Below are 26,129 nucleotides of genomic sequence, written 5' to 3'. Positions count from 1 at the left end.
CCGACCGCAGGCGTGCAGAATGTGGCGTAATCCTTGCCATGCTTCGCCCCAGCCTTGATCATTCGCAAAAATTGCCGCAAGGACCCACCGTGACCGACAGCCCCGTCACTCGCCCGCCAGCCACCGGGCCCGACGCCCGCGCCCGTGCGCTGGACGAGGCGCTGGACTGGCTCGTTCGCCTGCAGTGCGCCAGCGAAGCCGACACCCTCGCCTTCGAGCAATGGCTCAGCGCGGCCCCGGAAAACGCCGAGGCCTATGTCGAGGCCGAAGCCTTGTGGAACGGCGCCCCGCTGCGCCAGGCCGCCATGCACATGCACCAGCACCAGCGCCGCTCGCTGCGCGGGCGCCTGCGCGTGCACTGGAAGCCGCTGGCGACTGCCGCCATGCTGCTGGTCGGGCTGTTTACCTTCGGCAACCTGCCAGTGCGCCTGCAGGCCGACCACCTGACCGTGGTGGGTGAACGCCAGCGCCTGGAGCTGGATGACGGCGCCAAGGTCCTGCTCAACACCAACTCCGCATTCTCCAGCGACCAGCAGGGCGGCCGCCAGGTCGCGCGCCTGCTGCAAGGCGAGGCGTACTTCCAGGTGCCAGGTGGCGCCCAGTTGCCGCTGGAAGTGCAGGCAGGCCCCGTGCGCGCACAGGTACGCGATACCGATTTTGCCGTGCGCTACCTCGACGGCGAGGCACAGGTTCGCGTGCAACGCGGCGACGTCGACCTGCAGGGGGCGCGCGACCAGCGCATCCGCCTCAGTGCCGGCGACAGCATCAGTGTCGGCCCGCAGGGCTTCGGCCAGCGCCAGCGCCCGGACATGCACAAGGACCTGGCCTGGGTCGACGGCCGCCTGGTGTTCGAGAATTGCCCGTTGAGCCAGGTGCTGGCCGAAGTGCGGCGCTATTACCCCGGCTGGATCATCAACCGCAACGACCACCTCGGCGACATGGCGGTGACTGGCAACTACCGCCTCGATCAGCCGCTGGAAACCCTGCGCGCCCTGGCCCACATCACTTCGGCGCAGCTGCACGAATTCCCCGCCGTGGTGATCATCAACTGAGCGACAAGTTTTTTTACGCGATCGCGTGACCCCGCCCGTCTCGTTATAGCCAATGCAACTGATTCTTGTTTGAAAACAAGAACGGTCATCACCTATAACAGTTCGCGCGTCAGGGAGCGCTTTCGATGTCCACAGGTCCATCTCGCCCGTCCACCCTTCCCCGCCGTACCGGTCAGCTGTCGCTGCTGACACTGGCTCTGCTCGCCAGCGGTGCCTGCAGCCTGCCGGCGCTGGCCGCCGAACCGGCCCAGGCCAGCAGCCCGCGCATGGGCGACTACCGCTTCAGCATCGCCCAGCAGCCGCTGGTCGAAGCGATCAATGCCTTCAGCAAGGTCACTGGCTGGCAGGTCGGCTTCAGCGCCGAATTGGCCGACGGCGTGGCATCGCCGGGTGTACAGGGTTCGATGGCGCCGGAAGCTGCACTCAAGCGCCTGCTCCAGGGCACCGGCCTGGGCTTGCGCAAGATCAGCAACGGCAACGTGGTGCTCGAACGCCAGTCGGCGGGCAACGTCATCGCCTTGCAGCAGATGACCGTCAGCGCCACCCGCAGCGCCCAGGACGTGAGCCAGGTGCCGAGCACCGTGAGCGTGCAGACCCGCGAGCAACTGGACCGGCAGAACGTCAACAACATCCAGGAACTGGTGCGCTACGAACCGGGTGTGTCGGTGGGGGGCACCGGCCAGCGCAGCGGCCTGAACGGCTACAACATCCGCGGCATCGACGGTGAGCGCGTGCTCACCCAGGTCGATGGCGTGTCGATCCCCGACAGCTTCTTCTACGGCCCTTACGCCCAGACCCAGCGCAACTACGTCGACCCCGAGATCGTCAAGCGCGTGGAGATCCTCCGCGGCCCGGCTTCGGTGCTGTACGGCAGCAACGCCATCGGCGGCGCGGTGAGCTACTACACCCTCGACCCGGACGACATCATCAAGCCTGGCAAGGACGTCGGCGCGCGCCTGAAGACCGGCTACAGCTCGGCCGACGAGAGCTGGCTGACCTCGGCTACCGTGGCTGGCCGCACGGGTGATTTCGACGGCCTGCTGCACCTGAGCCAGCGCAACGGCCACGAGACCGAGTCCTACGGTAGCCACGGCGGCACCGGCCTGTCGCGCACCGAGGCCAACCCGGAAGACGTGCGTACCACCAACGTCCTGGCCAAGCTCGGCTGGAACTACGCCGACGATGCCCGCCTGGGGTTGACCTACGAGCGTTACAAGGATGACCGCGACCAGAACATCCTCAGCGCCGTCGGTGGCCCGTTCACCAACGGCACCGGCCTGGGCATGTACCGCAGCCGCACCGGCAACGACACCGTGACCCGCGAGCGCTTCGGCATCAACCATGAGTTCGGCCTGGACTCGCTGCTCGCAGACCACATCAAGTGGAGCTTGAACTACCAGGTGGCCAAGACCGACCAGAGCACCGAGGAAGTGTACTTCCCGTTCAACCGCACCGTCCTGCGCACCCGTGACACCACCTACAAGGACCGCCAGTGGGTGTTCGACGCCCAGCTGGACAAAGCCTTCAGCATCGGCGCTACCGACCACCTGCTGACCTACGGCACCACCCTCAAGCATGAGAAGGTCACCGGTTCGCGTAGCGGTACCGGCACCTGCCTGGCAGTCGGTGGCACCTGCCGCGCCATCGGCCAGGTCAGCACCAGCGATGCCCAGGCGCTGGTCAGCGACTTCCCGGACCCGACCGTGAACACCTACAGCCTGTTCGTGCAGGATGAAATCCGCTGGAACAACTGGACCTTCATGCCCGGCGCGCGCTACGACTACACGCGCATGGAGCCGAAGTTCACCGAGGAGTTCCTGCGTGGCATCCAGGGCTCAGGCACCGCCCCGAGCAGCCTCGACGACTCGGACAAGAAATGGCACCGCGTCTCGCCCAAGTTCGGCCTGACCTACGCCTTCAACGACAACTACACCTGGTATGGCCAGTACGCCGAAGGCTTCCGCACCCCGACAGCCAAGTCGATGTACGGGCGCTTCGAAAACCCGACCTTGGGCTACAGCGTGCAGGGCAACCCCGGGCTCGAGCCGGAAAAGAGCAAGAGCTACGAAACAGGCCTGCGTGGCAACTTCGACGCCGGCAACTTCGACGTGGCGGTGTTCTACAACAAGTACCGCGACTTCATCGACGAAGACGCCGTGCAGTCGGCCAACCTGGAAACCACGTTCCAGGCCAACAACATCAAGCACGCCACCATCAAAGGCGCCGAGCTCAAGGGCCGCCTGAACCTCGACCACTTCGGTGCACCGCAGGGCCTGTATACCCAGGCCTCGATCGCCTACGCCCATGGCCGCAACGATGACAACGGCCAGCCGCTGAACAGCGTCAACCCGCTGACCGGCGTGTTCGGCCTGGGTTACGAGCAGCCGAACTATGGCGGCCTGCTGAGCTGGACCCTGGTCAAGCGCAAGACCCGCGTCGACGACACCACGTTCTTCGCGCCGGACGGCCAGAGTTCGCAGTTCCGCACCCCGGGCTACGGCGTGCTGGACCTGAGCGGCTTCTACAAGGTGACCGACGACGTCACCGTCAACGCCGGGCTGTACAACCTGACCGACAAGAAATACTGGCAGTGGGATTCGGTGCGCGGCTACGACGGCCAGGGTGAAGCGGGCGTGACCCAGCCGGCCAACCTCGACCGCCTGACCATGCCGGGGCGCAATTTCGCCGTCAATGTGGTGTGGGATATCTGACTGTAGGAGCGGCCTTGCGTCGCGAAAGGGCCGCAAAGCGGCCCCAGGATATTGCAGCACTACTCAAATATCTGGGGCTGCTGCGCAGCCCTTTCGCGACACAAGGCCGCTCCTACAGAGCCAGCATCGCGAAACACCACAAAATCCCAGTTTTTTTACTGTACCCGCCCCGCTGTTTCGTCTTGTCACTAGACGCCCTCATTTACCAAGGACACACCCATGACCGACCGCCCAGCCCTGCGCTCGCAACGCCTGAACCAGGCCACTCACGCTCCGCACAGCGAGCTCGACGCCCTGGTCAAGTCCCACGCGCCATTCGACAGCCGCGAAAGCTTCGCCCGCTTCGTCGTCGCCCAATACCTGTTCCAGGCCGAACTGCAGGCCCTGTACAACGACCCAAAACTGAACGCCATCGTCCCCGATCTGGCCGAGCGCTGCCGCGCCGAACAGGCTCGCCTGGACCTCGCCGACCTGAACACCGATATCCCGGCCGCCCTGCCCGGCGCCCTGCACAATCCGACCCTGGGTGAAGCCATGGGCTGGATCTTCGTCTCGGAAGGCTCCAAACTTGGCGCTGCGTTTCTGATCAAGCGTGCCGCGGCCCTGCAACTGTCCGACAGTTTCGGCGCCCGTCACCTCGGCGAGCCGGCCGGTGGCCGTGCCGAAGGCTGGAAGCAGTTCACCCGCATCCTCGATGGCCTGGCGTTGTCGCCTGAGGAAGATGCCGCCGCCGAGCGCGCCGCAGTGGCCGCCTTCGAGCGCTTTACCGAACTGCTCAAGCATGCCTACGCCGCCGATGCCGCACTGGCCTGAAATGCATCAACCGGCCACCTCCCCGGTGGCCGGACGTTCATGCAGTGAGACCATGACCCGACCCGCCCGCTCTAAACTGTCCCGCCTGCTGTACGGCATCCTGGCTTACGTAAGCCTGGGGATAGGCCTGGTCGCCATCGTCATCCCCGGCCTGCCGACCACCGAGTTCATCCTGCTGGCTGCCTGGGCGGCGACGCGCAGCTCGCCGCGCCTGTCCGCCTGGCTGGAGAACCACCGCCTGTTCGGGCCGATCCTGTACAACTGGCGCAATGGCAAGGTGATCCAGCGCCGTGCCAAGGTCAGTGCTACCGTCAGCATGCTGCTGTGCGCAGGCCTGATGCTGGTCTTCCTCGATCACCACTGGCCAGTATTTCTGGCAATTGCCGGCATGACCCTGGGCAACCTGTGGATCTGGTCGCGACCTGAGCAGCCCTGCCCCGCTGCTTCACAGGCTCAACAGCCCTGAATACAGCAGGTAGGCAGCCAGTGCCGCCCCCGCCAGCACTGCCGCAAAAATCAGCTTTTCCCAGGCGGTGAACAGCGCCTGCCCTTGCTCGCGCTTGGCCCGGGCAAACAGGATGACCCCTGGGGCGTAGAGCAGCGCCGACAGCAGCAAGTACTTGAGGCCGCCCGCATACAACAGCCACACCGCGTAGAGCAACGCCAGCGCTGCCACCAGCAGGTCCTTGCGCCGCAGCCCTGCCTGCCCTTCGTAGCTTTCCCCGCGCCAGGCCAGCAGCACCGCGTACGCCGCCGACCACAGGTAGGGCACCAGAATCATCGATGACGCCAGGTAGATCAGGCTCGTGTAAGTCCCCGCTGAAACCAGCGTGATCAGCAGGAAGCCCTGGATCATGCAGTTGGTCAGCCACAGGGCATTGGCCGGCACGTGGTTGGCGTTTTCCTTGGCCAGGAAGCGCGGCATGGTCTTGTCGCGTGCGGTGGCGTAGAGGATCTCGGCACACAACAGTGCCCACGAGAGCAACGCCCCCAGCAACGACACGGCCAGGCCAAGGCTGATCAACAGGCCGCCCCAAGGGCCGACGATATGCTCCAGCACCGAGGCCAACGACGGATTCTGCAACCCGGCCAGCTCCGGCTGGGTCATTACGCCCAGCGAAAGCACGTTGACCAGCACCAGCAGCGCCAGCACGCCGAGAAAGCCGATCACCGTGGCCTTGCCGACGTCGGAACGGCGCTGAGCCCGCCCGGAATACACACTGGCACCTTCTATACCGATGAACACGAACACCGTGACCAGCATCATGTTGCGCACCTGGTCCAGCACATTGCCGAACTGTGGGTTGCTCATGCCCCAGATATCACGGGTAAAGATGTCCGCGCGGAAAGCAAAGGCGGCGATGACCACGAAGATCAGCAGCGGCACCACCTTGGCCACGGTGGTCACCTGGTTGATGAACGCCGCTTCCTTGATGCCTCGCAGCACCAGGAAATGCACTGCCCACAACAACAACGAGGCGCAGCCGATTGCAATCGGCGTATTGCCTTCGCCAAACACCGGAAAGTAGAAGCCCAGGGTGCTGAACAGCAGCACGAAGTAGCCGACGTTGCCCAGCCAGGCGCTGATCCAGTAACCCCAGGCCGAGGAGAACCCCATGTACTCGCCGAACCCGGCCTTGGCGTAGGCGTAGACCCCCGAATCCAGTTCGGGCTTGCGGTTGGCCAGGGTCTGGAACACGAACGCCAATGCCAGCATCCCCACCGCAGTGATTGCCCAGCCGATCAGCACGGCTCCGACGTCGGCGCGTGCTGCCATGTTCTGCGGCAGCGAGAAGATCCCGCCGCCAATCATCGAGCCGACCACCAGTGCGATCAGTGCACCCAGACGCAGCTTTTGTCCCGGTTCGCTCATGGGGCTCCCTTTTTTCCGAGCTGTCATGCGTTTGCAACAGACATGGGCGCCATATAAAAGCGATTACTTATATGGCTAAAACCCTTACACCTATAGCACTCATAACCACAATGTCTATAAACCTGCGCCCTTAAAAACTAGCACCTGCCCAGCAACTAGCAAAGCATCTGATAAAACTCGATATTCCTGTGAAAAATTTGCGAAAGCGCTAAAAGCGGCTAGCTTCAACACTCGCAGGCTAAACAGAGCGTTTGCTCTAGTCGTACATGGAGGTGCCAGCTCGCAAGGCCTGCAGCATGGCTATCGGCACTTCCAGGAGCCGCGCGAAGGAAATTTCCTACCCTCGCGTAGCCAAGAACTGACACAAGTCAGGTCGTGGCCCCGGCGTCAGATTTATTCTGTCGTCAACTTTCTCCTGGCAGGAGTTGTTAAATGTCTGATTCATCCGGAAAACTAAAGCTCGGCGCGTTAGTTGCACTTGTAGTCGGCTCGATGATTGGCGGCGGGATCTTCTCGCTGCCGCAAAACATGGCCGCCAGTGCTGGCGTGGGTGCAGTCCTGATCGGCTGGGCAATCACCGCAGTCGGCATGCTGACCCTTGCGTTCGTGTTCCAGACCCTGGCCAACCGCAAGCCTGACCTGGATGGCGGTGTGTACGCCTATGCCAAGGCCGGCTTCGGCGATTACATGGGCTTCTCTTCAGCCTGGGGCTACTGGATCAGTGCCTGGCTGGGCAACGTCGGTTACTTCGTGCTGCTGTTCAGCACCCTGGGCTACTTCTTCCCGATCTTCGGCGAAGGCAACACCCCGGCGGCGATCATCGGCGCCTCGGTGCTGCTCTGGGCCGTTCACTTCCTGGTACTGCGTGGCATCAAGGAAGCGGCGTTCATCAACCTGGTCACCACCGTGGCCAAGGTCGTGCCCCTGGTGCTGTTCGCCCTGATCTGCCTGTTCGCCTTCAAACTCGACATCTTCACCGCCGATATCTGGGCCGTGGGCACACCCGACCTGGGCGGCGTGATGAACCAGGTTCGCAACATGATGCTGGTCACCGTGTGGGTGTTCATCGGCATCGAGGGCGCAAGCATCTTCTCTTCCCGGGCGGAAAAACGCTCCGACGTGGGCAAGGCTACGGTCATCGGCTTCATCACCGTGTTGCTGTTCCTGGTGCTGGTCAACGTGCTGTCGCTGGGCATCATGACCCAACCGGAACTGGCCAAGTTGCAGAACCCGTCGATGGCCGCAGTGCTTGAACACGTGGTCGGCCACTGGGGCGCGGTGCTGATCAGCGTCGGCCTGATCATCTCGCTGCTCGGGGCCCTGCTCTCGTGGGTACTGCTGTGCGCCGAGATCATGTTCGCCGCTGCCAAGGACCACACCATGCCGGAGTTCCTGCGCCGCGAGAACGCCAACCATGTGCCGGCCAACGCCTTGTGGCTGACCAACGCCATGGTGCAGATTTTCCTGGTCATCACCCTGTTCTCCAACAGTACCTACCTGTCGCTGATCTACCTCGCCACCTCGATGATCCTGGTGCCGTACCTGTGGTCGGCGGCTTATGCCTTCCTGCTGGCACTGCGCAGCGAAACCTATGAGCAGGCCCTTGCCGAGCGGCAGAAGGATCTGATCATCGGCGGCATCGCGCTGCTATACGCCATCTGGCTGCTTTATGCCGGCGGCGTGAAATACCTGCTGCTCTCGGCCCTGCTCTATGCCCCTGGCGCGATCCTGTTCGCCAAGGCCAAGCGCGAGGTGGGCCAACCCATCTTCACCAACGTGGAAAAACTGATCTTCGCAGCCGTGGTCATCGGTGCCCTGGTGGCAGCCTTCGGCCTGTATGACGGCTTCCTGACCCTTTGACCCACGTCTTCGTTCAATTGGAGGAATGAAACCATGTCCGCTGAAAAACAGAAGTACGGTGTCCACTCCGAAGCCGGCAAGCTGCGCAAGGTAATGGTTTGCGCCCCCGGGCTGGCGCATAAGCGGCTGACGCCAAGCAACTGTGACGAGCTGCTGTTCGATGACGTGATCTGGGTCGATCAGGCCAAGCGTGACCATTTCGACTTCGTCACCAAGATGCGTGAACGCGGCGTCGATGTGTTGGAGATGCACAACCTGCTGACCGATATCGTCCAGCAACCCGAAGCCCTGAAATGGATCCTCGACCGCAAGATCACCGATGACACCGTTGGCGTGGGCCTGAACAACGAGGTGCGCAGCTGGCTCGAAGGCCAGGAGCCCCGCCACCTGGCCGAATTCCTGATCGGCGGCGTGGCCGGCCAGGACCTGCCACAGAGCGCAGGCGCCGACGTGGTCAAGATGTACAACGACTACCTGGGCCATTCCAGTTTCATCCTGCCTCCGCTGCCCAACACCCAGTTCACCCGTGATACCACCTGCTGGATCTACGGCGGGGTGACGCTCAACCCGATGTACTGGCCGGCGCGACGCCAGGAAACCCTGCTGACCACCGCCATCTACAAGTTCCACAAGGAATTCACCAACGCCGATTTCCAGGTGTGGTATGGCGATCCGGACAAGGACCACGGTCAATCCACCCTCGAAGGTGGGGACGTGATGCCGATCGGCAACGGCATCGTGCTGATCGGCATGGGCGAGCGCACCTCGCGCCAGGCCATTGGCCAACTGGCACGCAACCTGTTCGCCAAGGGCGCGGTGAAGGAAGTCATCGTCGCCGGCCTGCCGAAGTCGCGTGCCGCCATGCACCTGGACACCGTGTTCAGCTTCTGCGACCGCGACCTAGTCACGGTCTTCCCGGAAGTGGTGAAAGAGATCGTGCCGTTCATCATCCGCCCGGACGAAAGCAAGCCCTACGGCATGGACGTGCGGCGCATCGACAAGTCGTTCATCGAGGTGGTCGGCGAGCAACTTGGCGTCAAGCTGCGCGTGGTCGAGACCGGCGGCAACAGCTTCGCCGCGGAGCGCGAACAGTGGGATGACGGCAACAACGTGGTGGCCATCGAACCTGGCGTGGTTATCGGCTACGACCGCAACACCTACACCAACACCTTGCTGCGCAAGGCCGGCATCGAGGTCATCACCATCAGCGCCGGCGAACTGGGCCGGGGCCGTGGCGGCGGCCACTGCATGACCTGCCCGATCGTGCGCGACCCGATCGACTACTAACGCCCATTACCCCCGGCCGCCCTCACGAAGCGGCGGCCGGTGCGTTCACCAAACTCAAGGAGAAAAGTCATGGCGTTCAACATTCACAACCGCAACCTGCTCAGCCTCGAACACCACACCACCCGCGAGCTGAAGTACCTGCTGGACCTGTCCCGCGACCTCAAGCGCGCCAAATACACCGGCACCGAGCAGCAGCACCTGAAGGGCAACAACATCGCCCTGATCTTCGAGAAGACCTCAACCCGTACCCGCTGCGCCTTCGAAGTCGCCGCCTATGACCAGGGCGCCAACGTTACCTACATCGACCCCACCTCCTCGCAGATCGGCCACAAGGAAAGCATGAAGGACACCGCCCGCGTACTCGGGCGCATGTACGACGCCATCGAATACCGCGGCTTCAAGCAGGAAATCGTCGAAGAACTGGCCAAGTACGCTGGTGTGCCGGTGTTCAATGGCCTGACCGATGAATACCACCCGACCCAGATGATCGCCGACGTGCTGACCATGCGCGAGCACAGCGACAAGCCACTGCACGACATCAGCTACGCCTACCTGGGCGATGCCCGCAACAACATGGGCAACTCGCTGCTGTTGATCGGCGCCAAGCTTGGCATGGACGTGCGCATCGCCGCGCCCAAGGCGCTGTGGCCACATGAAGACCTGGTCGAGCGTTGCCACAAGTACGCCGAAGAGAGCGGCGCGCGCATTACCCTGACCGAAGATCCCAAGGCTGCGGTCAAGGGCGTCGACTTCATCCACACCGACGTCTGGGTGTCGATGGGCGAGCCGATCGAAGCCTGGGGCGAGCGCATCAAGCAGCTCAAGCCCTACCAGGTGAACAAGGAGCTGATGAAAGCCAGCGGCAACCCACGGACCAAGTTCATGCACTGCCTGCCGGCCTTCCACAACTCCGAGACCAAGGTCGGCAAGCAGATTGCCGAACAGTATCCGGATCTGGCCAACGGCATCGAAGTGACCGATGACGTGTTCGAGTCGCCGGCGTGCATTGCCTTCGAGCAAGCGGAAAACCGCATGCACACCATCAAGGCGATCCTGGTTTCGACCCTGGCTGACCTGTAAGGGCTGACTCGCCAGGCCGGGCAACCCGGATCCCTGTAGGAGCGGGTTCACCCGCGAAGGCGCCAGCCCAGACAGCACCGCTGGTGCTGCTGACGCCTTCGCGGGTAGACCCGCTCCCACAGGGGGCGGTGTTCGCCCGCCGAGTAGCGCTCATTTCTTTAGATAAAGGACATTCCCCATGCGTATCGTTGTTGCACTGGGCGGCAACGCCCTCCTGCGCCGTGGCGAACCCATGACCGCTGACAACCAGCGCGCCAATATCCGCACGGCCACCGAACAGATCGCCAAGATCCATCCTGGCAACGAACTGGTCATCGCCCACGGCAACGGCCCGCAGGTCGGCCTGCTGGCCCTGCAAGGCCTGTCGTACAAGCCCGACGAGGCCTACCCGCTGGACGTGCTCGGCGCCGAGACCGAAGGCATGATCGGCTACATGATCGAACAGGAGCTGGGCAACCTGCTGGACTTCGAAGTGCCGTTCGCCACCCTCCTGACCCAAGTGGAAGTGGATGCCAACGACCCGGCCTTCAAGGACCCGAGCAAGTTCATCGGCCCGGTCTACAGCAAGGAAGAGGCCGAGCGCCTGGCCAAGGAAAAAGGCTGGGTGGTCAAGGCCGACGGCGACAAGTACCGCCGCGTGGTCGCCAGCCCGAAACCCAAGCGCATCTTCGAAATCCGTCCGATCAAGTGGCTGCTGGAAAAGAGCAGCATCGTGATCTGCGCCGGCGGTGGCGGCATCCCCACCATGTACGACGAGAACAAGAAGCTCAAAGGCATCGAGGCGGTGATCGACAAGGACCTGTGTTCGGCGCTGCTGGCCGAACAGCTGGAAGCCGACCTTCTGGTAATCGCCACCGACGTCGATGGCGCCTACATTGACTGGGGCAAGCCGACGCAGAAAGCCATCGCCCAGGCCCACCCCGACGAACTCGAACGCCTTGGCTTCGCGGCCGGCTCCATGGGGCCTAAAGTGCAGGCTGCCTGCGATTTTGCCCGCCACACTGGCAAAGTGGCGGTGATCAGCTCGCTGGAAAACATCGAGGGCATCGTCAAAGGCACCGCCGGCACCCGCGTGAGCACCGAAAAGCCAGGTATCAGCTACCGTTGATTGCAGTGGGCGGGCTTACGGGGCCCGCCATTCACCTTCCGGAGGAGTTTGCCATGGCCCAGTTCCACCCCGGTCATGTACATATCGAGCGCACTGCGCTGACCAAGAACGACCACAGTTACGATCTCAACATCGAGTACGAAGCGTTTTCAGACCCCAAGGAAGGCAGAGGCATCCAGTTCCGCATGCATGGCAGCATCGAGGGCAAGACCGTCGATGAAAAGTTCTTCCTGGCCAAGGACCAGGTGCTACCAAGCTTTCTCATGGTCGCCTCGCGCAAGGCCCAGTCCTATCTCGCGCCGCACCAGAAGTTCGAAACGCTGGGTTCGCCTCACAAGCTGTACGACGCCATGTTCGAAGACATTCGCCAGAAGCTGGACGTAAAATCGGGCGACCCGATCAAGCCTGAACACCTCGAATGAGGGCATGATCCTGGGGCCGCAAAGCGGCCCCGACGATGTTGAGGCATACTATCGCCTTCCCCGGCCACAACTCCCGCCCACCATGCGCATCCACGTCAGCTTCATCGACCGCGTCGGTATCACCCAGGAAGTCCTCGCCCTGCTCGGTGCCCGCAACCTCAACCTGGATGCCGTGGAAATGGTCCCGCCAAACGTCTACATCGACGCCCCGACCCTCAGCCCGGCGGTGCTCGAAGAGCTCCACGACGCACTGTTCGAAGTCCATGGTGTGCAGTCGGTGGACGTGGTCGACATCCTCCCCGGCCAGCGCCGCCACCTGCAGCTCGACGCCCTGCTCGCCGCCATGAGCGACCCGGTGCTGGCGGTCGACAGCGCAGGCAAGGTGCTGCTGGCCAACCCGGCGCTGATCGCCCTGTGCGGCCGCGAATCCGCCGGGCGCTCGGTGGGCGAACTGTTTGACGATGCCGACCTGCTGCAGGCCTTGCTGGACAACAACTTCCACCTGCCAATGCGCGAGATGCAGCTCAACGGCCAGAGCCTGCTGCTGGACGCCTCGCCAATCACCAACGCCGGCGGCCTGCTGACGCTGTATGCACCCAACCGCATGGGCGAGCGCCTGTCGGCCCTGCACCACGACCATGCCGAAGGCTTCGATGCGCTGCTGGGCGAATCCCCGGCGATCCGCACCCTCAAGGCCCGCGCCCTGCGCGTGGCAGCCCTCGACGCGCCGCTGCTGGTGCACGGCGAAACCGGCACCGGCAAGGAACTGGTGGCCCGCGCCTGCCATGCCATCAGCAGCCGTCAGGCAGCGCCTTTCCTCGCCCTGAACTGCGCCGCGTTGCCCGAGAGCCTGGCCGAGAGCGAACTGTTCGGCTACGCCCCCGGCGCCTTCACCGGCGCCCAACGCGGCGGCAAGCCGGGGCTGATGGAGCTGGCCAACCAGGGCACGGTGTTTCTCGATGAGATTGGCGAAATGTCGCCCTACCTGCAGGCCAAGCTGCTGCGCTTCCTCAGTGACGGCAGCTTCCGCCGGGTGGGCGGCGACCGCGAGGTGAAGGTGGATGTACGCATCATCAGCGCCACCCACCGCGACCTCGAACGCATGGTCGCCGAAGGCACTTTCCGTGAAGACCTGTTCTACCGGCTGAATGTACTCAACCTGCAGGTACCGCCGCTGCGTGATCGTGGCCAGGACATCCTCATGCTGGCGCACTATTTCATGCAGCAGGCCTGCACGCAGATCCAGCGCCCACCTTGCCGTCTCACCCCGGCCACCCATTCGGCGCTGCTGGCAAACCCTTGGCCCGGCAACGTGCGGCAACTGCAAAACGTGATTTTCCGCGCGGCGGCGATCTGCGAGAGCAATCTGGTGGATATCGGAGACCTGGACATCGCCGGCACTTCGGTGGCGCGTGGGCAGGATGGCGACGTGGCCAGCCTGGAGCAGGCGGTGGGCGATTTCGAGCGTGAACTGCTGCAGCGCTTGTATGCCAGCTACCCGTCCACCCGGCAGCTGGCCGGGCGGCTCCAGACTTCGCATACCGCGATTGCACAACGGTTGCGCAAGTACGGCATTGCAAGCAAGAGCTGAAATTTGGCTGACCGTATCGATTTCACTACATCGTAGCGTTTTCGATACAAGCTCTTCTAAGGGCGCGTTTACAAGGGCTTGATAGGCCAGCCGTTTTTGACCCAGCCTCATCTGTATCGTTTTCATTCCACGACAATGAAAACGGGCTTCAGATAAAATTGTAAGCTGTTGATTTGTAAGGTTTTTTGCTGAGTGGCAGCATTTTTGCTATGGGAATCCTAACCAAGAGCGCGGACCCACCGCGCCCAACGCCCTGCTTCCCGAGGATTCCCCATGAGCGAGTTGCGTTTCACCGAAGATCACGAATGGCTGCGCGTCGAAGCCGACGGTAGCGTCACCGTGGGCATCACTGCCTACGCCCAGAACGCCCTTGGCGATGTGGTCTATGTGCAACTGCCCGAGCTGCAGCAGTACGAAAAAGGTGCCGAAGCCTCCACCGTCGAGTCGGTCAAAGCCGCCAGCGGCGTGTACATGCCCCTGGCTGGTGAAGTGGTCGCCGTCAACGAAGACCTCAACGACAGCCCCGAACTGGTCAACGAAGACCCGCTGGGCGAAGGCTGGTTCTTCCGCTTCATCCCCGCAAACATGAGCGAAGTAACAGCCCTGCTGGACCAGGACGCCTACGACCGCCTGATCAAAGCCAACGACGACGCCTGAGGAATCCGATCATGACTATCAACCTCGGCACCGCCAACGAATTCATCGCCCGTCACATCGGCCCGCGCGCCGCCGACGAGCAGGCCATGCTCGCCACCCTGGGCTTCGACTCGCTGGACGCCATGAGCGCCGCAGTCATCCCCGACAGCATCAAGGGCACCAGCGTGCTCGGCTCGGAAGACGGCCAGAGCGAGGCCGATGCCCTCGCAGCGCTGAAAGCCATCGCCGGCAAGAACGAACTGTTCAAGAGCTACATCGGCCAGGGCTACTACAACACCCACACCCCGGCCCCGATCTTGCGCAACCTGCTGGAAAACCCAGCCTGGTACACCGCCTACACCCCGTACCAACCAGAAATTTCCCAAGGCCGCCTGGAAGCGCTGCTGAACTTCCAGACCCTGATCAGCGACCTCACCGGCCTGCCGATCGCCAACGCATCCTTGCTCGACGAAGCCACCGCCGCTGCCGAAGCCATGACCTTCTGCAAGCGCCTGTCGAAAAACAAGGCCAGCCACGCCTTCTTCGCCTCCGTGCACTGCCACCCGCAGACCCTCGACGTGCTGCGCACCCGTGCCGAGCCACTGGGCATCGAGATCGTGGTCGGCGACGAGCGTGAACTGGGCGATGTCAGTGCCTTCTTCGGCGCCCTGCTGCAATACCCGGCCAGCAACGGCGAAGTGTTCGACTACCGCGCAGTGGTCGAGCGTTTCCACGCCGCCAACGCCCTGGTCGCGGTTGCCGCCGACCTGCTGGCCCTGACCCTGCTGACCCCGCCGGGCGAATTCGACGCCGACGTGGCCATCGGCAGCGCCCAGCGCTTCGGCGTGCCACTGGGCTTCGGTGGCCCGCACGCGGCCTACTTCGCCACGCGTGATGCCTTCAAGCGCGACATGCCCGGCCGCCTGGTCGGTGTGTCGATCGACCGCTTCGGCAAGACCGCTCTGCGCCTGGCCATGCAAACCCGTGAACAGCACATCCGCCGCGAGAAGGCCACCAGCAACATCTGCACCGCCCAGGTGCTGCTGGCCAACATCGCCAGCATGTTCGCCGTGTACCACGGCCCGGCCGGCCTCAAGCGCATTGCCGAACGCACTCACGCGCTGACTTCGATTCTGGCTGCCGGCCTGAAAACCCTGGGCCTGGAAGTGGTGGGCGAAACCGCCTTCGATACCCTGACCCTGGCCACCGGCAGCGCCACTGCCAGCCTGCACGACAAGGCCCGCGCCCAGCGCATCAACCTGCGCCAGATCGACGCCGCTCACCTTGGCCTGTCACTCGACGAAACCAGCACCCAGGCCGACGTCGAGGCCCTCTGGCAACTGTTCGGCGCTGACCAGGCCCAGCCTGACTTCGCCGCCCTGGCCGCCAGCACCGGTTCGCGCCTGCCGGTCGCCCTGCTGCGCCAGTCGGCGATCCTCGAGCACCCGGTGTTCAACCGCTACCACAGCGAAACCGAGCTGATGCGCTACCTGCGCCGCCTGGCCGACAAGGACCTGGCGCTGGACCGCAGCATGATCCCGCTGGGCTCGTGCACCATGAAGCTCAACGCCGCCAGCGAAATGATCCCGGTGACCTGGGCCGAATTCGGCAACCTGCACCCGTTCGCCCCGGCCGCGCAGAGCCAGGGCTACCTGCAGATGACCAACGAGCTGGAAGCCATGCTCTGCGCCGCCACCGGCTACGACGCCGTGTCGCTGCAGCCCAACGCCGGCTCCCAGGGTGAGTACGCAGGCCTCTTGGCCATCCGTGCGTACCATCGCAGCCGTGGCGAAGGCCACCGCGACATCTGCCTGATCCCGTCTTCGGCCCACGGCACCAACCCGGCAACCGCGCACATGGCCGGCATGCGCGTGGTGGTCACCGCCTGTGATGCCCGTGGCAACGTCGATGTCGAGGACCTGCGGGCCAAGGCCATCGAACACCGCGAGCGCCTGGCCGCGATCATGATCACCTACCCTTCGACCCATGGCGTGTTCGAGGAAGCGATCGGCGAAATCTGCGCGATCATTCACGACAACGGCGGCCAGGTTTACATCGACGGCGCCAACATGAATGCCATGGTCGGCCTCTGCGCGCCAGGCAAGTTCGGCGGCGACGTGTCGCACCTGAACCTTCACAAGACCTTCTGCATCCCGCACGGCGGTGGCGGTCCGGGCGTCGGCCCGATCGGCGTCAAGTCGCACCTGGCGCCGTTCCTGCCAGGCCACGCTGCGCTTGAAAACACCGAAGGCGCAGTGTGCGCAGCGCCGTTCGGCAGCGCCAGCATCCTGCCAATCACCTGGATGTACATTCGCATGATGGGCGGTGCTGGCCTCAAGCGTGCTTCGCAAATGGCGATCCTCAACGCCAACTACATCGCCCGCCGCCTGGAAGAGCACTATCCTGTCCTGTACACCGGTGGCAACGGCCTGGTCGCCCACGAATGCATCCTCGACCTGCGCCCGCTCAAGGACACCAGCGGCATCAGCGTCGATGACGTGGCCAAGCGCCTGATCGACTTCGGTTTCCATGCACCGACCATGTCGTTCCCGGTGGCCGGCACGCTGATGATCGAACCGACCGAAAGCGAGTCCAAGCAAGAACTGGATCGCTTCTGCGATGCGATGATCCAGATTCGCGAAGAGATCCGTGCGGTGGAAAACGGCAGCCTGGACAAGGACGACAATCCGCTGAAGAACGCCCCGCACACCGCGGCCGAGCTGGTTGGCGAATGGGCCCACGGCTACAGCCGCGAGCAGGCGGTGTACCCACTGCCGAGCCTGGTGGAAGGCAAGTACTGGCCGCCGGTCGGCCGGGTCGACAACGTGTTCGGCGACCGCAACCTGGTCTGCGCCTGCCCGTCGATCGAGAGCTATCAGGACGCCTGAGGCGGCCTTTAGGAAGCTGGGGCCGCTTTGCGGCCCAATCGCGACGCAAGGCCGCTCCCACAGGGACCGCGCCGCTCTTTGTGGGAGCGGCCTTGTGTCGCGAAAGGGCTGCGTAGCAGCCCCAAAGATCTTCAGGAGGAACCACCATGTCACTGAGCGTCTTCGACCTGTTCAAGATCGGCATCGGCCCCTCCAGCTCCCACACGGTCGGCCCGATGCGCGCCGCTGCACGCTTTGCCGAAGGGCTGCGCCGCGATGGCCTGCTGGCCAGCACCGTTTGCGTCAAGGCCGAGCTGTATGGCTCGCTCGGTGCCACTGGTAAAGGCCACGGCAGCGACAAGGCGGTATTGCTCGGTTTGCAAGGCGAACATCCTGATACCGTAGACACCGAATCCATCCCCGCCCGCCTGCAGGCCATCCGCGCCAGCGGCGAGCTCAGCCTGCTCGGTGAGCAGACCATCGCTTTCAATGAAAAGCAGCACCTGGCGATGATCCGCAAGCCCCTGGCCTACCACCCCAACGGCATGATCTTTCGTGCATTCGATGCAGCCGGGTTGCAAATCCGCAGCCGCGAGTACTACTCGGTGGGCGGCGGCTTCGTGGTCGACGAGGACGCTGCCGGCCAGGACCGCATCGTCGAGGACAGCACACTACTGCCCTACCCGTTCAGGACCGCCAAGCAACTGCTCGGCCACTGCACCGCGCAGCACCTGTCGATCAGCCAGGTGATGCTGGCCAACGAGGCCGCCTGGCGCCCGGAAGCCGAGACCCGCGCCGGGCTGCTGCGCATCTGGCAAGTCATGCAGGACTGCGTCGAGGCCGGCTGCCGCCATGAGGGCATCTTGCCCGGCGGGCTCAAGGTCAAGCGCCGCGCTCCGGCGTTGTACCGCCAGCTCAGCCGTCACCCGGAGGCCAGCCTGCGCGATGCCCTGTCGGTACTCGACTGGGTCAACCTCTACGCGCTGGCCGTCAACGAGGAAAACGCCTACGGCGGGCGTGTGGTTACGGCACCGACCAACGGCGCGGCGGGCATCGTCCCCGCAGTGCTGCACTACTACATGCGCTTCGTCCCGGGTGCCAGCGAGGATGGCGTCGTGCGTTTCCTGCTTACCGCTGCGGCGATCGGCATCCTGTACAAGGAGAACGCCTCGATTTCCGGGGCCGAGGTCGGCTGCCAGGGCGAAGTCGGCGTGGCCTGTTCGATGGCCGCAGGCGCCCTGTGCGAAGTGATGGGCGGTACCCCGCAACAAGTGGAAAACGCTGCTGAAATCGGCATGGAGCACAACCTGGGCCTGACCTGCGACCCGATCGGCGGCCTGGTTCAGGTGCCCTGCATCGAGCGCAATGCCATGGGCTCGGTGAAAGCCATCAATGCCGTGCGCATGGCCCTGCGCGGCGACGGGCAGCACTACGTGTCGCTCGACAAGGTGATCCGCACCATGCGCCAGACCGGCGCCGACATGAAAAGCAAATACAAGGAGACCGCCCGCGGCGGTCTGGCCGTCAACATCATCGAATGTTGACCCGACAATAAACCAAGGAGTCATCGATGTCCGAAACACTGCAAAAGACCCCGCTGCACGCCCTGCACCTGGAACTGGGTGCCCGCATGGTGCCATTCGCCGGCTTCGACATGCCGGTGCAGTACCCGCTGGGCGTGCTCAAGGAGCACCTGCATACCCGCGAACAGGCCGGCCTGTTCGACGTCTCGCACATGGGCCAGATCATCCTGCGTGGCGCCGACGCGGCCAAGGCGCTGGAGTCGCTGGTACCGGTGGACATCATCGACCTGCCTGCAGGGATGCAGCGCTATGCCATGTTCACCAACGAGCAAGGCGGCATCCTCGACGATCTGATGGTCGCCAACCTCGGTGATGACACCCTGTTCCTGGTAGTCAATGCCGCTTGCAAGGATCAGGACCTGGCACACCTGCAGAAACACATCGGCGCACGATGCGACGTGCAACCGCTGTTCGAGGCCCGCGCTCTGCTTGCCCTGCAGGGCCCGGCTGCGGTCAAGGTGCTGGAGCGCCTGGCGCCGGAAGTGGCTGGCATGACCTTCATGCAATTCCGTGCGGTGAAACTGCTGGGCGAAGACTGTTTCGTCAGCCGCTCGGGCTACACCGGCGAAGATGGCTACGAGATCTCGGTGCCGGTCGGCGCTGCCGAAGCCCTGGCGCGTCGCCTGCTGGCCGAACCCGAGGTACAGCCTATCGGCCTCGGTGCCCGCGACTCGTTGCGCCTGGAAGCCGGCCTGTGCCTTTATGGCCACGACATGAACACCGAGACCACGCCGGTTGAAGCCAGCCTGCTGTGGGCAATTTCCAAAGTACGCCGTGCCGATGGCGCACGTGCCGCCGGCTTCCCGGGTGCCGAGGCCATATTTGCCCAGCAGCGCGATGGCGTGGCGCGTAAACGTGCGGGCTTGTTGCCGCAGGAACGTACGCCAGTACGTGAAGGCGCGGATATTGTCGATGCAAACGATAAACCCGTAGGCAAAGTATGCAGCGGCGGCTTTGGGCCGACACTCGGCGCCCCTGTAGCAATGGGTTATATCGATAGTGATCTGGCTGTAATCGACACCCCACTCTTTGCCGTGGTGCGCGGCAAGAAGGTTGCCTTGAAAGTCAGCAAAATGCCTTTCGTTGCACAGCGTTACTACCGTGGTTGAAGGTAGCGCCTGAGGTGTGCGGGCAGGTGCTACATATTCGATTTCGAACCTGCCCAATAACTTTTGAACATGGCGCCAGGCCAGGCGCCACGGCGTTTCCGACAAATTTGTCGGTTATCGGCAAAAGGCGAATTTTCTATACGACCAAGGGCTTGTTTTTTTCTCGGGAGTTGGCGTAGAGTCAGTGCACTGTGTTTGCATGGGTCGCAACAGTTCGTGACCTGGGCCAGTAGCCGAGATTTGCTACAACCCGTTCGACGTCTCTTACTTTCCTGCAACCCAGCCCAGTACTCTTTCACTCATATATAACGTGAAAGAAACTGTCATCAAAATTCAAGCTTCATAGGAAATAAGACAATGGCTGAGCGTCAGAACGGTACCGTCAAGTGGTTCAATGACGAGAAAGGTTACGGTTTCATCACCCCAGAAAGCGGTCCGGATCTGTTCGTGCACTTCCGCGCCATCGAAGGCAACGGCTTCAAGAGCCTGAAAGAAGGCCAGAAGGTTACCTTCGAAGCAGTCCAAGGCCAAAAAGGCATGCAGGCTGACAAGGTTCAGGTCGCCGGCTAAGCCGCCCCGACTTCGAAGAAAAGCCCCTGCCATGTGCAGGGGCTTTTTTTTGCCCGTAGAATAGCGGCTTCGCCATTCGGAGCTGTTTTGCATGTCCAAGCCTCTGCTCTCCCCCCAGGGTGATTTCCCACCGGTCGGCCTGGGCCGACGCCTGGCGGCGATGTTCTACGATTTCCTGCTGTGCACGGCACTGCTGATCGTCACCGCCGGGGCTTACAAGCTGATCCAGATGGCGATCATCGGCGAAACCCGCATGCGTGAACTGACCGAAGCCGGCGCGCTGGATGGCGACCCGCTGCTCTCGACCGTGCTGCTGTTCGCCCTGTTCGGCTTCTTTGCCAAGTTCTGGACCCATGGCGGTCAGACCCTGGGCATGCAGGTGTGGGGCGTGCGCGTGCAGAACGCCGATGGCAGCGCGATCAGCCTGTGGCAGGCACTGCTGCGCTTCGTGGTGTCGATTGCATCCTGGCTGTGCCTGGGGCTTGGGTTCTTCTGGTCGTTGATCGACAAGCGCAAACGCGGCTGGCACGACATCTACTCTGAAACCCAGCTGGTGCGGGTGCCGAAGCAGAAAAAGTAGACGCAAAAAAGCCGACCCTGAGGTCGGCTTTTCAGCTGTTGCAGACCGTCAACCGGCCCGACGCAACAACCACACGCCAGCCAGGGCACAGATGCCCGCCGGAATCACTACCGCCAGCAGCGGCGGGAAGCCGAACACCTGGCTCGACGGGCCCAGCAGGTCCTGGCCAATGCGGAAGGCGAAGCCCACCAGCACGCCGGTGAACACGCGTTGGCCGAGGGTGACCGAACGCAGCGGGCCGAAGATGAAGGAAATTGCCATCAATACCAGTGCTGCAGTCACCAGCGGCTGCATCACCTTGGTCCAGAACGCCAGCCAGTAACGGGCGTTGTTCAGGCCCTGGTCGGACAGGTAGTGGATGTAGTCCCACAACCCGGTAATCGACAACGACTCGGGGGCCATGATCACGGTATTGAGCAGTTGCGGCGTCAGCGAAACGTCCCAGCGCTCGGTCGGCGCCTTCACCACTTCGGTGTGGTCACCGCGGAAGAACGTGGTGCTGATGTCGCTGAGCGTCCAGTGATCATCGTTGTACTGAGCGCGACGGGCAAAACTCGACGTCTGGATCTTGCGCTCGTTGTCGAAGGTGTAGCGGGTCACGCCCAGCAGCAGGCCATTGGGCTGCACCGAGTTGATGTGCACGAACTCTTCGCCCTGGCGGTGCCACATGCCATGCCTGGAGCTTTGCGCTTCACCACCGCCCTGGGCCAGGGAGCGGTCGGCCTGGGCCTTGTTCTCGGTGACCGGGGCAACGTATTCACCAACCAGCACGCCGACCAGCATCAGCACCAGCATGGGCTTCATCACCGCCCAGACGATGCGGCCGATGGAGACACCGGCAGCGCGCATGATGGTCAGCTCGCTGTTGCTGGCCAGGCTGCCGAGGCCGATCAGGCAGCCGATCAGTGCCGCCATCGGCAGCATTTCGTACAGCCGACGAGGTGCCGTCAGCAGGACGAAATTGCCCGCGTCGAGCAAGGTGTAGGTATCGCTCAGTTCACCCATCTCGTCGATGAAGGCGAACAGCGAGGCCAGGCCGAGGATGATCCCCAGCACGGCCAGAATGGCCAGCAGCACGCTCGTGCCGATGTAGCGGTCGAGTTTAGCCACGGGCCACCTCCGCGCGACGAGCAGCCATTTTCAGGCGCAGCGGTTCCCAATACATCAGGGCCAGGCCGATCATCAGGAACAGGCCATGCACCCACCAGATACCCAGGCCAATCGGCAGTTTGCCCTTCTCCAGGGCGCCGCGTACGGAAATCAGCATTGTCAGGTAGGCCATGTACAGAAGAATCGCCGGCAGCAGCTTGAGGAAGCGGCCCTGGCGCGGGTTGACCTTGGCCAGCGGGACCGCCATCAGGGCCACGATGAACACCAGGATCGGCAGCGAAAGGCGCCATTGCAGCTCGGCACGCTCACGCAGGTCGCTCTTGCCGAACAGCTCAAGGGTCGGGATCGCTTCGCGATCGGTCACGTCTTCGGCAACTTCCGGCTTTGGCAGCAAGACACCATAGGTGTCGTACTTGATGGCACGGTAATCGGCCTGGCCCGGGTTACCGTCGTAGCGGTAGCCGTTCTCCAGCACCAGGTAGCGATTGCCATCGGCCTGGATTTCCTGATGGCCTTTTTCGGCGACCAGCACCGACGGCGCACGGTCCTTGGTCTTGTCCTGGTTGAAGCGCTTCTCGGAAATGAACACCCCGCCCAGCTTGACGCGGTCGTCCGACAGCTGCTCGGTGTAGGTAACCCGCGAACCGTCGCGCAAGGTCTGGAAGCGGCCCGGCACCAAGGTGTCGAACTCGGTCATGGCATCTTGCTGGGCAACGATCTTCTGCACCTGGGCCACGCCCAGTGGTGACAGGCTCAGGCTCAGCCAGGCAACCAGCAGGGCGACCACTGCCGCCGGCGCCATGGTCAGGGCCAGCAAACGCTGCTGGCTCATGCCGGTCGCCGACAGCACGGTCATTTCGCTTTCCAGGTACAGCCGGCCGTAGGCCAGGAGAATGCCGAGGAACAAACCCAACGGCAAAATCAGCTGCAGGAAACCTGGCATGCGGAAGCCCATGATCAGGAACAGCACGCTTGGGTCGAGGATGCCCTGGGCCGCCTGGGCCAGGTACTTGATGAAGCGCCCGCTCATGATGATCACCAGCAGCACGGCGCTGACGGCGCTCAAGGTCACCAGGACCTCGCGGGACAGATAACGAAAGACGATCAAACCAGACACTCCTGGGTTGTCAGGGGCGGACTGCCAAACATTGGCCTGTGACAGCCAGGACCAAAGCCGGTTCGCCTAAGGCGAACCTCCATGTAAAGTGCGCGCATTATCCTGTGATTGGCCGCGCCTGTCACTTGGCTGCGCATGAAGGCCAACATCGGGGTTGTCAGCACGCTGGCGGGAGGCTCAAACTGGCAGCTTTTCCACTGGCCTGCGGCAACGCGGCCAGGCCCGTCCAGAGCGCGAAAACGCATAGCGCCAACTGCATAGATCATTCGGGGACCCTGACATGGAACTGGTTGTAAAAAGCGTAGCTGCTGCATCGGTAAAAACCGCCACTCTGGTCGTACCGGTGGGTGAAGGGCGCAAGCTCGGGGCCGTTGCCAAGGCCGTCGACCAAGCCAGCGAAGGCGCCATCAGCGCAGTACTCAAGCGTGGCGACCTGGCCGGCAAGCCTGGCCAGACCCTGTTGCTGCAGAGCGTGCCGGGCCTGAAGGCCGAGCGCGTGCTGCTGGTCGGCAGCGGCAAGGACGATGCCCTCGGCGACCGCGCATGGCGCAAGCTGGTCGCAAGTGTGGCCGGCGTGCTCAAGAGCCTCAACGGTGGCGATGCCGTGCTGGCCCTGGACGACATCGCGGTCAACAACCGTGACGCCTACTACGGCAAGTACCGCCTGCTGGCCGAGACCCTGCTCGACGGCGAATACGTGTTCGATCGTTTCAAGAGCCAGAAGGCCGAACCGCGCGCCCTGAAGAAAGTCACCCTGCTGGCCGACAAGGCCGGCCTGGCCGAGGTCGAGCGCGCCGTCAAGCACGCCAGCGCCATTGCCACCGGCATGGCCTTCACCCGCGACCTGGGCAACCTGCCGCCTAACCTGTGCCACCCCAGCTACCTGGCCGAGCAGGCCAAGGAACTGGGCAAGGCGCACAAGGGCCTGAAGGTCGAAGTGCTGGACGAGAAAAAGATCAAGGACCTGGGCATGGGCGCGTTCTATGCCGTGGGCCAGGGCAGCGACCAGCCACCACGCCTGATCGTGCTCAACTACCAGGGCGGCAAGAAGGCCGACAAGCCGTTCGTGCTGGTCGGCAAGGGCATCACCTTCGATACCGGCGGCATCAGCCTCAAGCCAGGCGCTGGCATGGATGAGATGAAATTCGACATGTGCGGCGCCGCCAGCGTGTTCGGCACCCTGCGCGCGGTCCTCGAACTGCAGCTGCCGATCAACCTGGTGTGCCTGCTGGCCTGCGCCGAGAACATGCCGAGCGGCGGTGCCACCCGTCCGGGCGACATCGTCACCACCATGAGTGGCCAGACCGTCGAAATCCTCAACACCGACGCCGAAGGCCGCCTGGTGCTGTGCGACACCCTCACCTATGCCGAGCGCTTCAAGCCACAGGCCGTGATCGACATCGCCACCCTGACCGGCGCCTGCATTGTCGCCCTGGGCAGCCACACTTCCGGTCTCATGGGCAACAACGACGACCTGGTCGGCCAGCTGCTCGACGCCGGCAAGCGTGCCGATGACCGTGCCTGGCAGCTGCCGCTGTTCGACGAGTACCAGGAGCAACTGGACAGCCCGTTCGCTGACATGGGCAACATCGGTGGGCCCAAGGCGGGCACCATCACCGCTGGCTGCTTCCTGTCGCGCTTCGCCAAGGCCTACAACTGGGCGCACCTGGACATCGCCGGCACGGCCTGGATCAGTGGCGGCAAGGACAAGGGCGCTACCGGTCGCCCGGTCCCGCTGCTGACCCAGTACCTGCTGGACCGCGCTGGCGCCTGATGCCGTGAAGCCGGCGGTGCCCGTGGCATCGCCGGCTGGCAGAGCACACCATGAGCAAAGTCGATTTCTATATCCTGCCCACCGACTCGCTGTCGGCACGGCTGGACTTCGCCTGCAAGCTGTGCGAAAAGGCCTGGCGCCTTGGCCACCGGGTCTACCTGCACTGCCAGGACGCCGAACAACGTACCGAACTGGATCAACGCCTGTGGCGCTTCAAAGGCGAAGCCTTCGTGCCCCACGACCTGGCCGAAGAACACACGGATGCCACGGTAGCCTTGGGCCTTGCCGACGATGCTGGCGAGCACCGTGACCTGCTGATCAACCTGGGTGCCGCTGTGCCGGGGTTCGTCGGCCAGTTCGAGCGGGTTGCCGAGATCGTGGTCGAGGAGCCCGGCATTCGCCAATCGGCCCGCGAGCGGTTCCGTTTCTACCGTGAACAGGGCTATGCTCTGCAAGACCACCGCTTACAGCGACTTTAACGACGATGGACAAGCCTTCCGCCCTACCCGATTCCGCTCATCTGCTGGATGATCTGGAATCGATTCGCCAGCTGCTCGGCGATGCCGACCTGCAGCCGCCGCTGCTGACCGAAACGGTCGAGCAGATTCCCCTGTTGCTCGACGTGCCTGCCGGTAACGCGGCGCCAGCGCCTGAAGCCGAGCCCGCAGCAGCCGAACCCGAGGATGATCCGCAGACCCGCCGCCAGGACACCCTGCTGCACCTGGAGAGCGAGTTGCGCGCCGCCGCGCAGATGATCATGCAGGACGTGATCAACGACTTCACCCCGCATATCGAGAACGAGATCAAGCGCCGGCTGGATGCGCGGATCGAACGTCTCATCAAGCGTTCCGAGTAAACCTGAAAATTTGCGGCGCCTGCTTCGCGGGCACGCCCGCTCCCCCAGGTAAAGCGCAACCGTCATATCTGCGCGGTACCTGTGGGAGCGGGCGTGCCCGCGAAGCAGGCGCCACTGTTCCGACAGTTAT

At 63.4% G+C, this 26,129-nt stretch carries 22 protein-coding genes; 19 read left to right on the top strand and 3 right to left on the bottom strand.

Annotated elements, in window-relative coordinates:
• Window positions 1-89: 89 nt before the first annotated feature.
• From CQW31_RS09015 to CQW31_RS08995, 4 genes are all read left to right on the top strand, one after another.
• The gene (locus CQW31_RS09015) at window positions 90-1,052 is read left to right on the top strand and encodes a FecR domain-containing protein (RefSeq protein WP_099814324.1); all 963 of its coding nucleotides are present in this window, start codon (window positions 90-92) and stop codon (window positions 1,050-1,052) included.
• 125 nt (window positions 1,053-1,177) lie between these two features.
• Window positions 1,178-3,763 carry a TonB-dependent receptor gene (locus CQW31_RS09010; RefSeq protein WP_099814323.1) on the top strand — a complete coding sequence of 862 codons (2,586 nt, stop codon included), beginning with the start codon at window positions 1,178-1,180 and terminating at the stop codon, window positions 3,761-3,763.
• Between the two features lie 219 nt (window positions 3,764-3,982).
• Window positions 3,983-4,576 carry a biliverdin-producing heme oxygenase gene (locus tag CQW31_RS09000; RefSeq protein WP_054885988.1) on the top strand — a complete coding sequence of 198 codons (594 nt, stop codon included), beginning with the start codon at window positions 3,983-3,985 and terminating at the stop codon, window positions 4,574-4,576.
• Window positions 4,577-4,628: 52 nt separating this feature from the next.
• A complete protein-coding gene (locus CQW31_RS08995) occupies window positions 4,629-5,042 on the top strand; it encodes a YbaN family protein (protein WP_054885987.1) in 414 nt (137 codons plus the stop codon).
• Here the strand turns inward: CQW31_RS08995 and arcD (CQW31_RS08990) are convergent.
• The gene (arcD, locus tag CQW31_RS08990) at window positions 5,022-6,449 is read right to left on the bottom strand and encodes an arginine-ornithine antiporter (protein WP_054885986.1); all 1,428 of its coding nucleotides are present in this window, start codon (window positions 6,447-6,449) and stop codon (window positions 5,022-5,024) included. The genes CQW31_RS08995 and arcD (CQW31_RS08990) overlap by 21 nt on opposite strands.
• 432 nt (window positions 6,450-6,881) lie before the next feature.
• Here arcD (CQW31_RS08990) and arcD (CQW31_RS08985) point away from each other — a divergent pair, with 432 nt between their 5' ends.
• From arcD (CQW31_RS08985) to CQW31_RS08930, 12 genes are all read left to right on the top strand, one after another.
• Window positions 6,882-8,309 (top strand): arginine-ornithine antiporter, encoded by a 1,428-nt coding sequence (arcD, locus tag CQW31_RS08985; protein ID WP_054885985.1) that lies wholly within the window; start codon window positions 6,882-6,884, stop codon window positions 8,307-8,309.
• A gap of 33 nt (window positions 8,310-8,342) precedes the next feature.
• Entirely contained in the window at window positions 8,343-9,596 is a 1,254-nt protein-coding gene (arcA, locus tag CQW31_RS08980; RefSeq protein WP_054885984.1) for an arginine deiminase, read from the top strand.
• 69 nt (window positions 9,597-9,665) lie between these two features.
• Window positions 9,666-10,676, top strand: a complete 1,011-nt coding sequence (locus CQW31_RS08975; protein ID WP_054885983.1) for an ornithine carbamoyltransferase — start codon at window positions 9,666-9,668, stop codon at window positions 10,674-10,676.
• Between the two features lie 178 nt (window positions 10,677-10,854).
• Window positions 10,855-11,784 carry a carbamate kinase gene (gene arcC / locus CQW31_RS08970; RefSeq protein WP_054885982.1) on the top strand — a complete coding sequence of 310 codons (930 nt, stop codon included), beginning with the start codon at window positions 10,855-10,857 and terminating at the stop codon, window positions 11,782-11,784.
• A gap of 53 nt (window positions 11,785-11,837) precedes the next feature.
• Complete coding sequence (locus CQW31_RS08965) at window positions 11,838-12,206, top strand: DUF5064 family protein (protein WP_054885981.1); 369 nt, start codon at window positions 11,838-11,840, stop codon at window positions 12,204-12,206.
• An 82-nt stretch (window positions 12,207-12,288) separates the two neighbouring features.
• On the top strand, window positions 12,289-13,797 hold the full coding sequence (locus CQW31_RS08960; protein WP_099814340.1) for a sigma-54-dependent transcriptional regulator: 1,509 nt from the start codon (window positions 12,289-12,291) through the stop codon (window positions 13,795-13,797).
• Between the two features lie 273 nt (window positions 13,798-14,070).
• Entirely contained in the window at window positions 14,071-14,454 is a 384-nt protein-coding gene (gcvH, locus tag CQW31_RS08955; RefSeq protein ID WP_054885980.1) for a glycine cleavage system protein GcvH, read from the top strand.
• Window positions 14,455-14,465: 11 nt separating this feature from the next.
• Window positions 14,466-17,321 carry an aminomethyl-transferring glycine dehydrogenase gene (gene gcvP / locus CQW31_RS08950; RefSeq protein WP_099814322.1) on the top strand — a complete coding sequence of 952 codons (2,856 nt, stop codon included), beginning with the start codon at window positions 14,466-14,468 and terminating at the stop codon, window positions 17,319-17,321.
• Between the two features lie 146 nt (window positions 17,322-17,467).
• Window positions 17,468-18,844, top strand: coding sequence for an L-serine ammonia-lyase (locus tag CQW31_RS08945; protein WP_099814321.1), 1,377 nt, complete (start codon window positions 17,468-17,470; stop codon window positions 18,842-18,844).
• 26 nt (window positions 18,845-18,870) lie between these two features.
• Complete coding sequence (gene gcvT, locus CQW31_RS08940) at window positions 18,871-19,992, top strand: glycine cleavage system aminomethyltransferase GcvT (protein ID WP_099814320.1); 1,122 nt, start codon at window positions 18,871-18,873, stop codon at window positions 19,990-19,992.
• 357 nt (window positions 19,993-20,349) lie between these two features.
• The gene (locus CQW31_RS08935; RefSeq protein WP_003257941.1) at window positions 20,350-20,562 is read left to right on the top strand and encodes a cold-shock protein; all 213 of its coding nucleotides are present in this window, start codon (window positions 20,350-20,352) and stop codon (window positions 20,560-20,562) included.
• Window positions 20,563-20,653: 91 nt separating this feature from the next.
• Window positions 20,654-21,142 carry an RDD family protein gene (locus CQW31_RS08930; RefSeq protein WP_099814319.1) on the top strand — a complete coding sequence of 163 codons (489 nt, stop codon included), beginning with the start codon at window positions 20,654-20,656 and terminating at the stop codon, window positions 21,140-21,142.
• A gap of 48 nt (window positions 21,143-21,190) precedes the next feature.
• Here CQW31_RS08930 and lptG read toward each other — a convergent pair whose 3' ends face one another.
• The gene (lptG, locus tag CQW31_RS08925; protein WP_054885974.1) at window positions 21,191-22,252 is read right to left on the bottom strand and encodes an LPS export ABC transporter permease LptG; all 1,062 of its coding nucleotides are present in this window, start codon (window positions 22,250-22,252) and stop codon (window positions 21,191-21,193) included.
• Window positions 22,245-23,360, bottom strand: a complete 1,116-nt coding sequence (gene lptF / locus CQW31_RS08920) for an LPS export ABC transporter permease LptF (RefSeq protein ID WP_099814318.1) — start codon at window positions 23,358-23,360, stop codon at window positions 22,245-22,247. Before lptF ends, lptG begins: the two co-directional genes overlap by 8 nt.
• 289 nt (window positions 23,361-23,649) lie before the next feature.
• On the opposite strand from lptF, the gene CQW31_RS08910 reads away from it, so the two are divergent.
• The 3 genes from CQW31_RS08910 to CQW31_RS08900 are packed head-to-tail and all read left to right on the top strand — an operon-like array spanning window position 23,650 to window position 25,999.
• Window positions 23,650-25,143 carry a leucyl aminopeptidase gene (locus CQW31_RS08910; protein WP_099814317.1) on the top strand — a complete coding sequence of 498 codons (1,494 nt, stop codon included), beginning with the start codon at window positions 23,650-23,652 and terminating at the stop codon, window positions 25,141-25,143.
• Between the two features lie 50 nt (window positions 25,144-25,193).
• Window positions 25,194-25,622 carry a DNA polymerase III subunit chi gene (locus tag CQW31_RS08905; protein WP_054885971.1) on the top strand — a complete coding sequence of 143 codons (429 nt, stop codon included), beginning with the start codon at window positions 25,194-25,196 and terminating at the stop codon, window positions 25,620-25,622.
• 5 nt (window positions 25,623-25,627) lie between these two features.
• Window positions 25,628-25,999, top strand: a complete 372-nt coding sequence (locus CQW31_RS08900) for a hypothetical protein (RefSeq protein WP_054885970.1) — start codon at window positions 25,628-25,630, stop codon at window positions 25,997-25,999.
• Window positions 26,000-26,129 lie beyond the last annotated feature (130 nt).

The organism is Pseudomonas sp. 382 (assembly GCF_002759075.1).
GTDB lineage: Bacteria > Pseudomonadota > Gammaproteobacteria > Pseudomonadales > Pseudomonadaceae > Aquipseudomonas > Aquipseudomonas vlassakiae.
The sequence above is the reverse complement of the archived record's forward strand: the minus strand, read 5'-3'. Positions and strand labels throughout refer to the sequence as shown.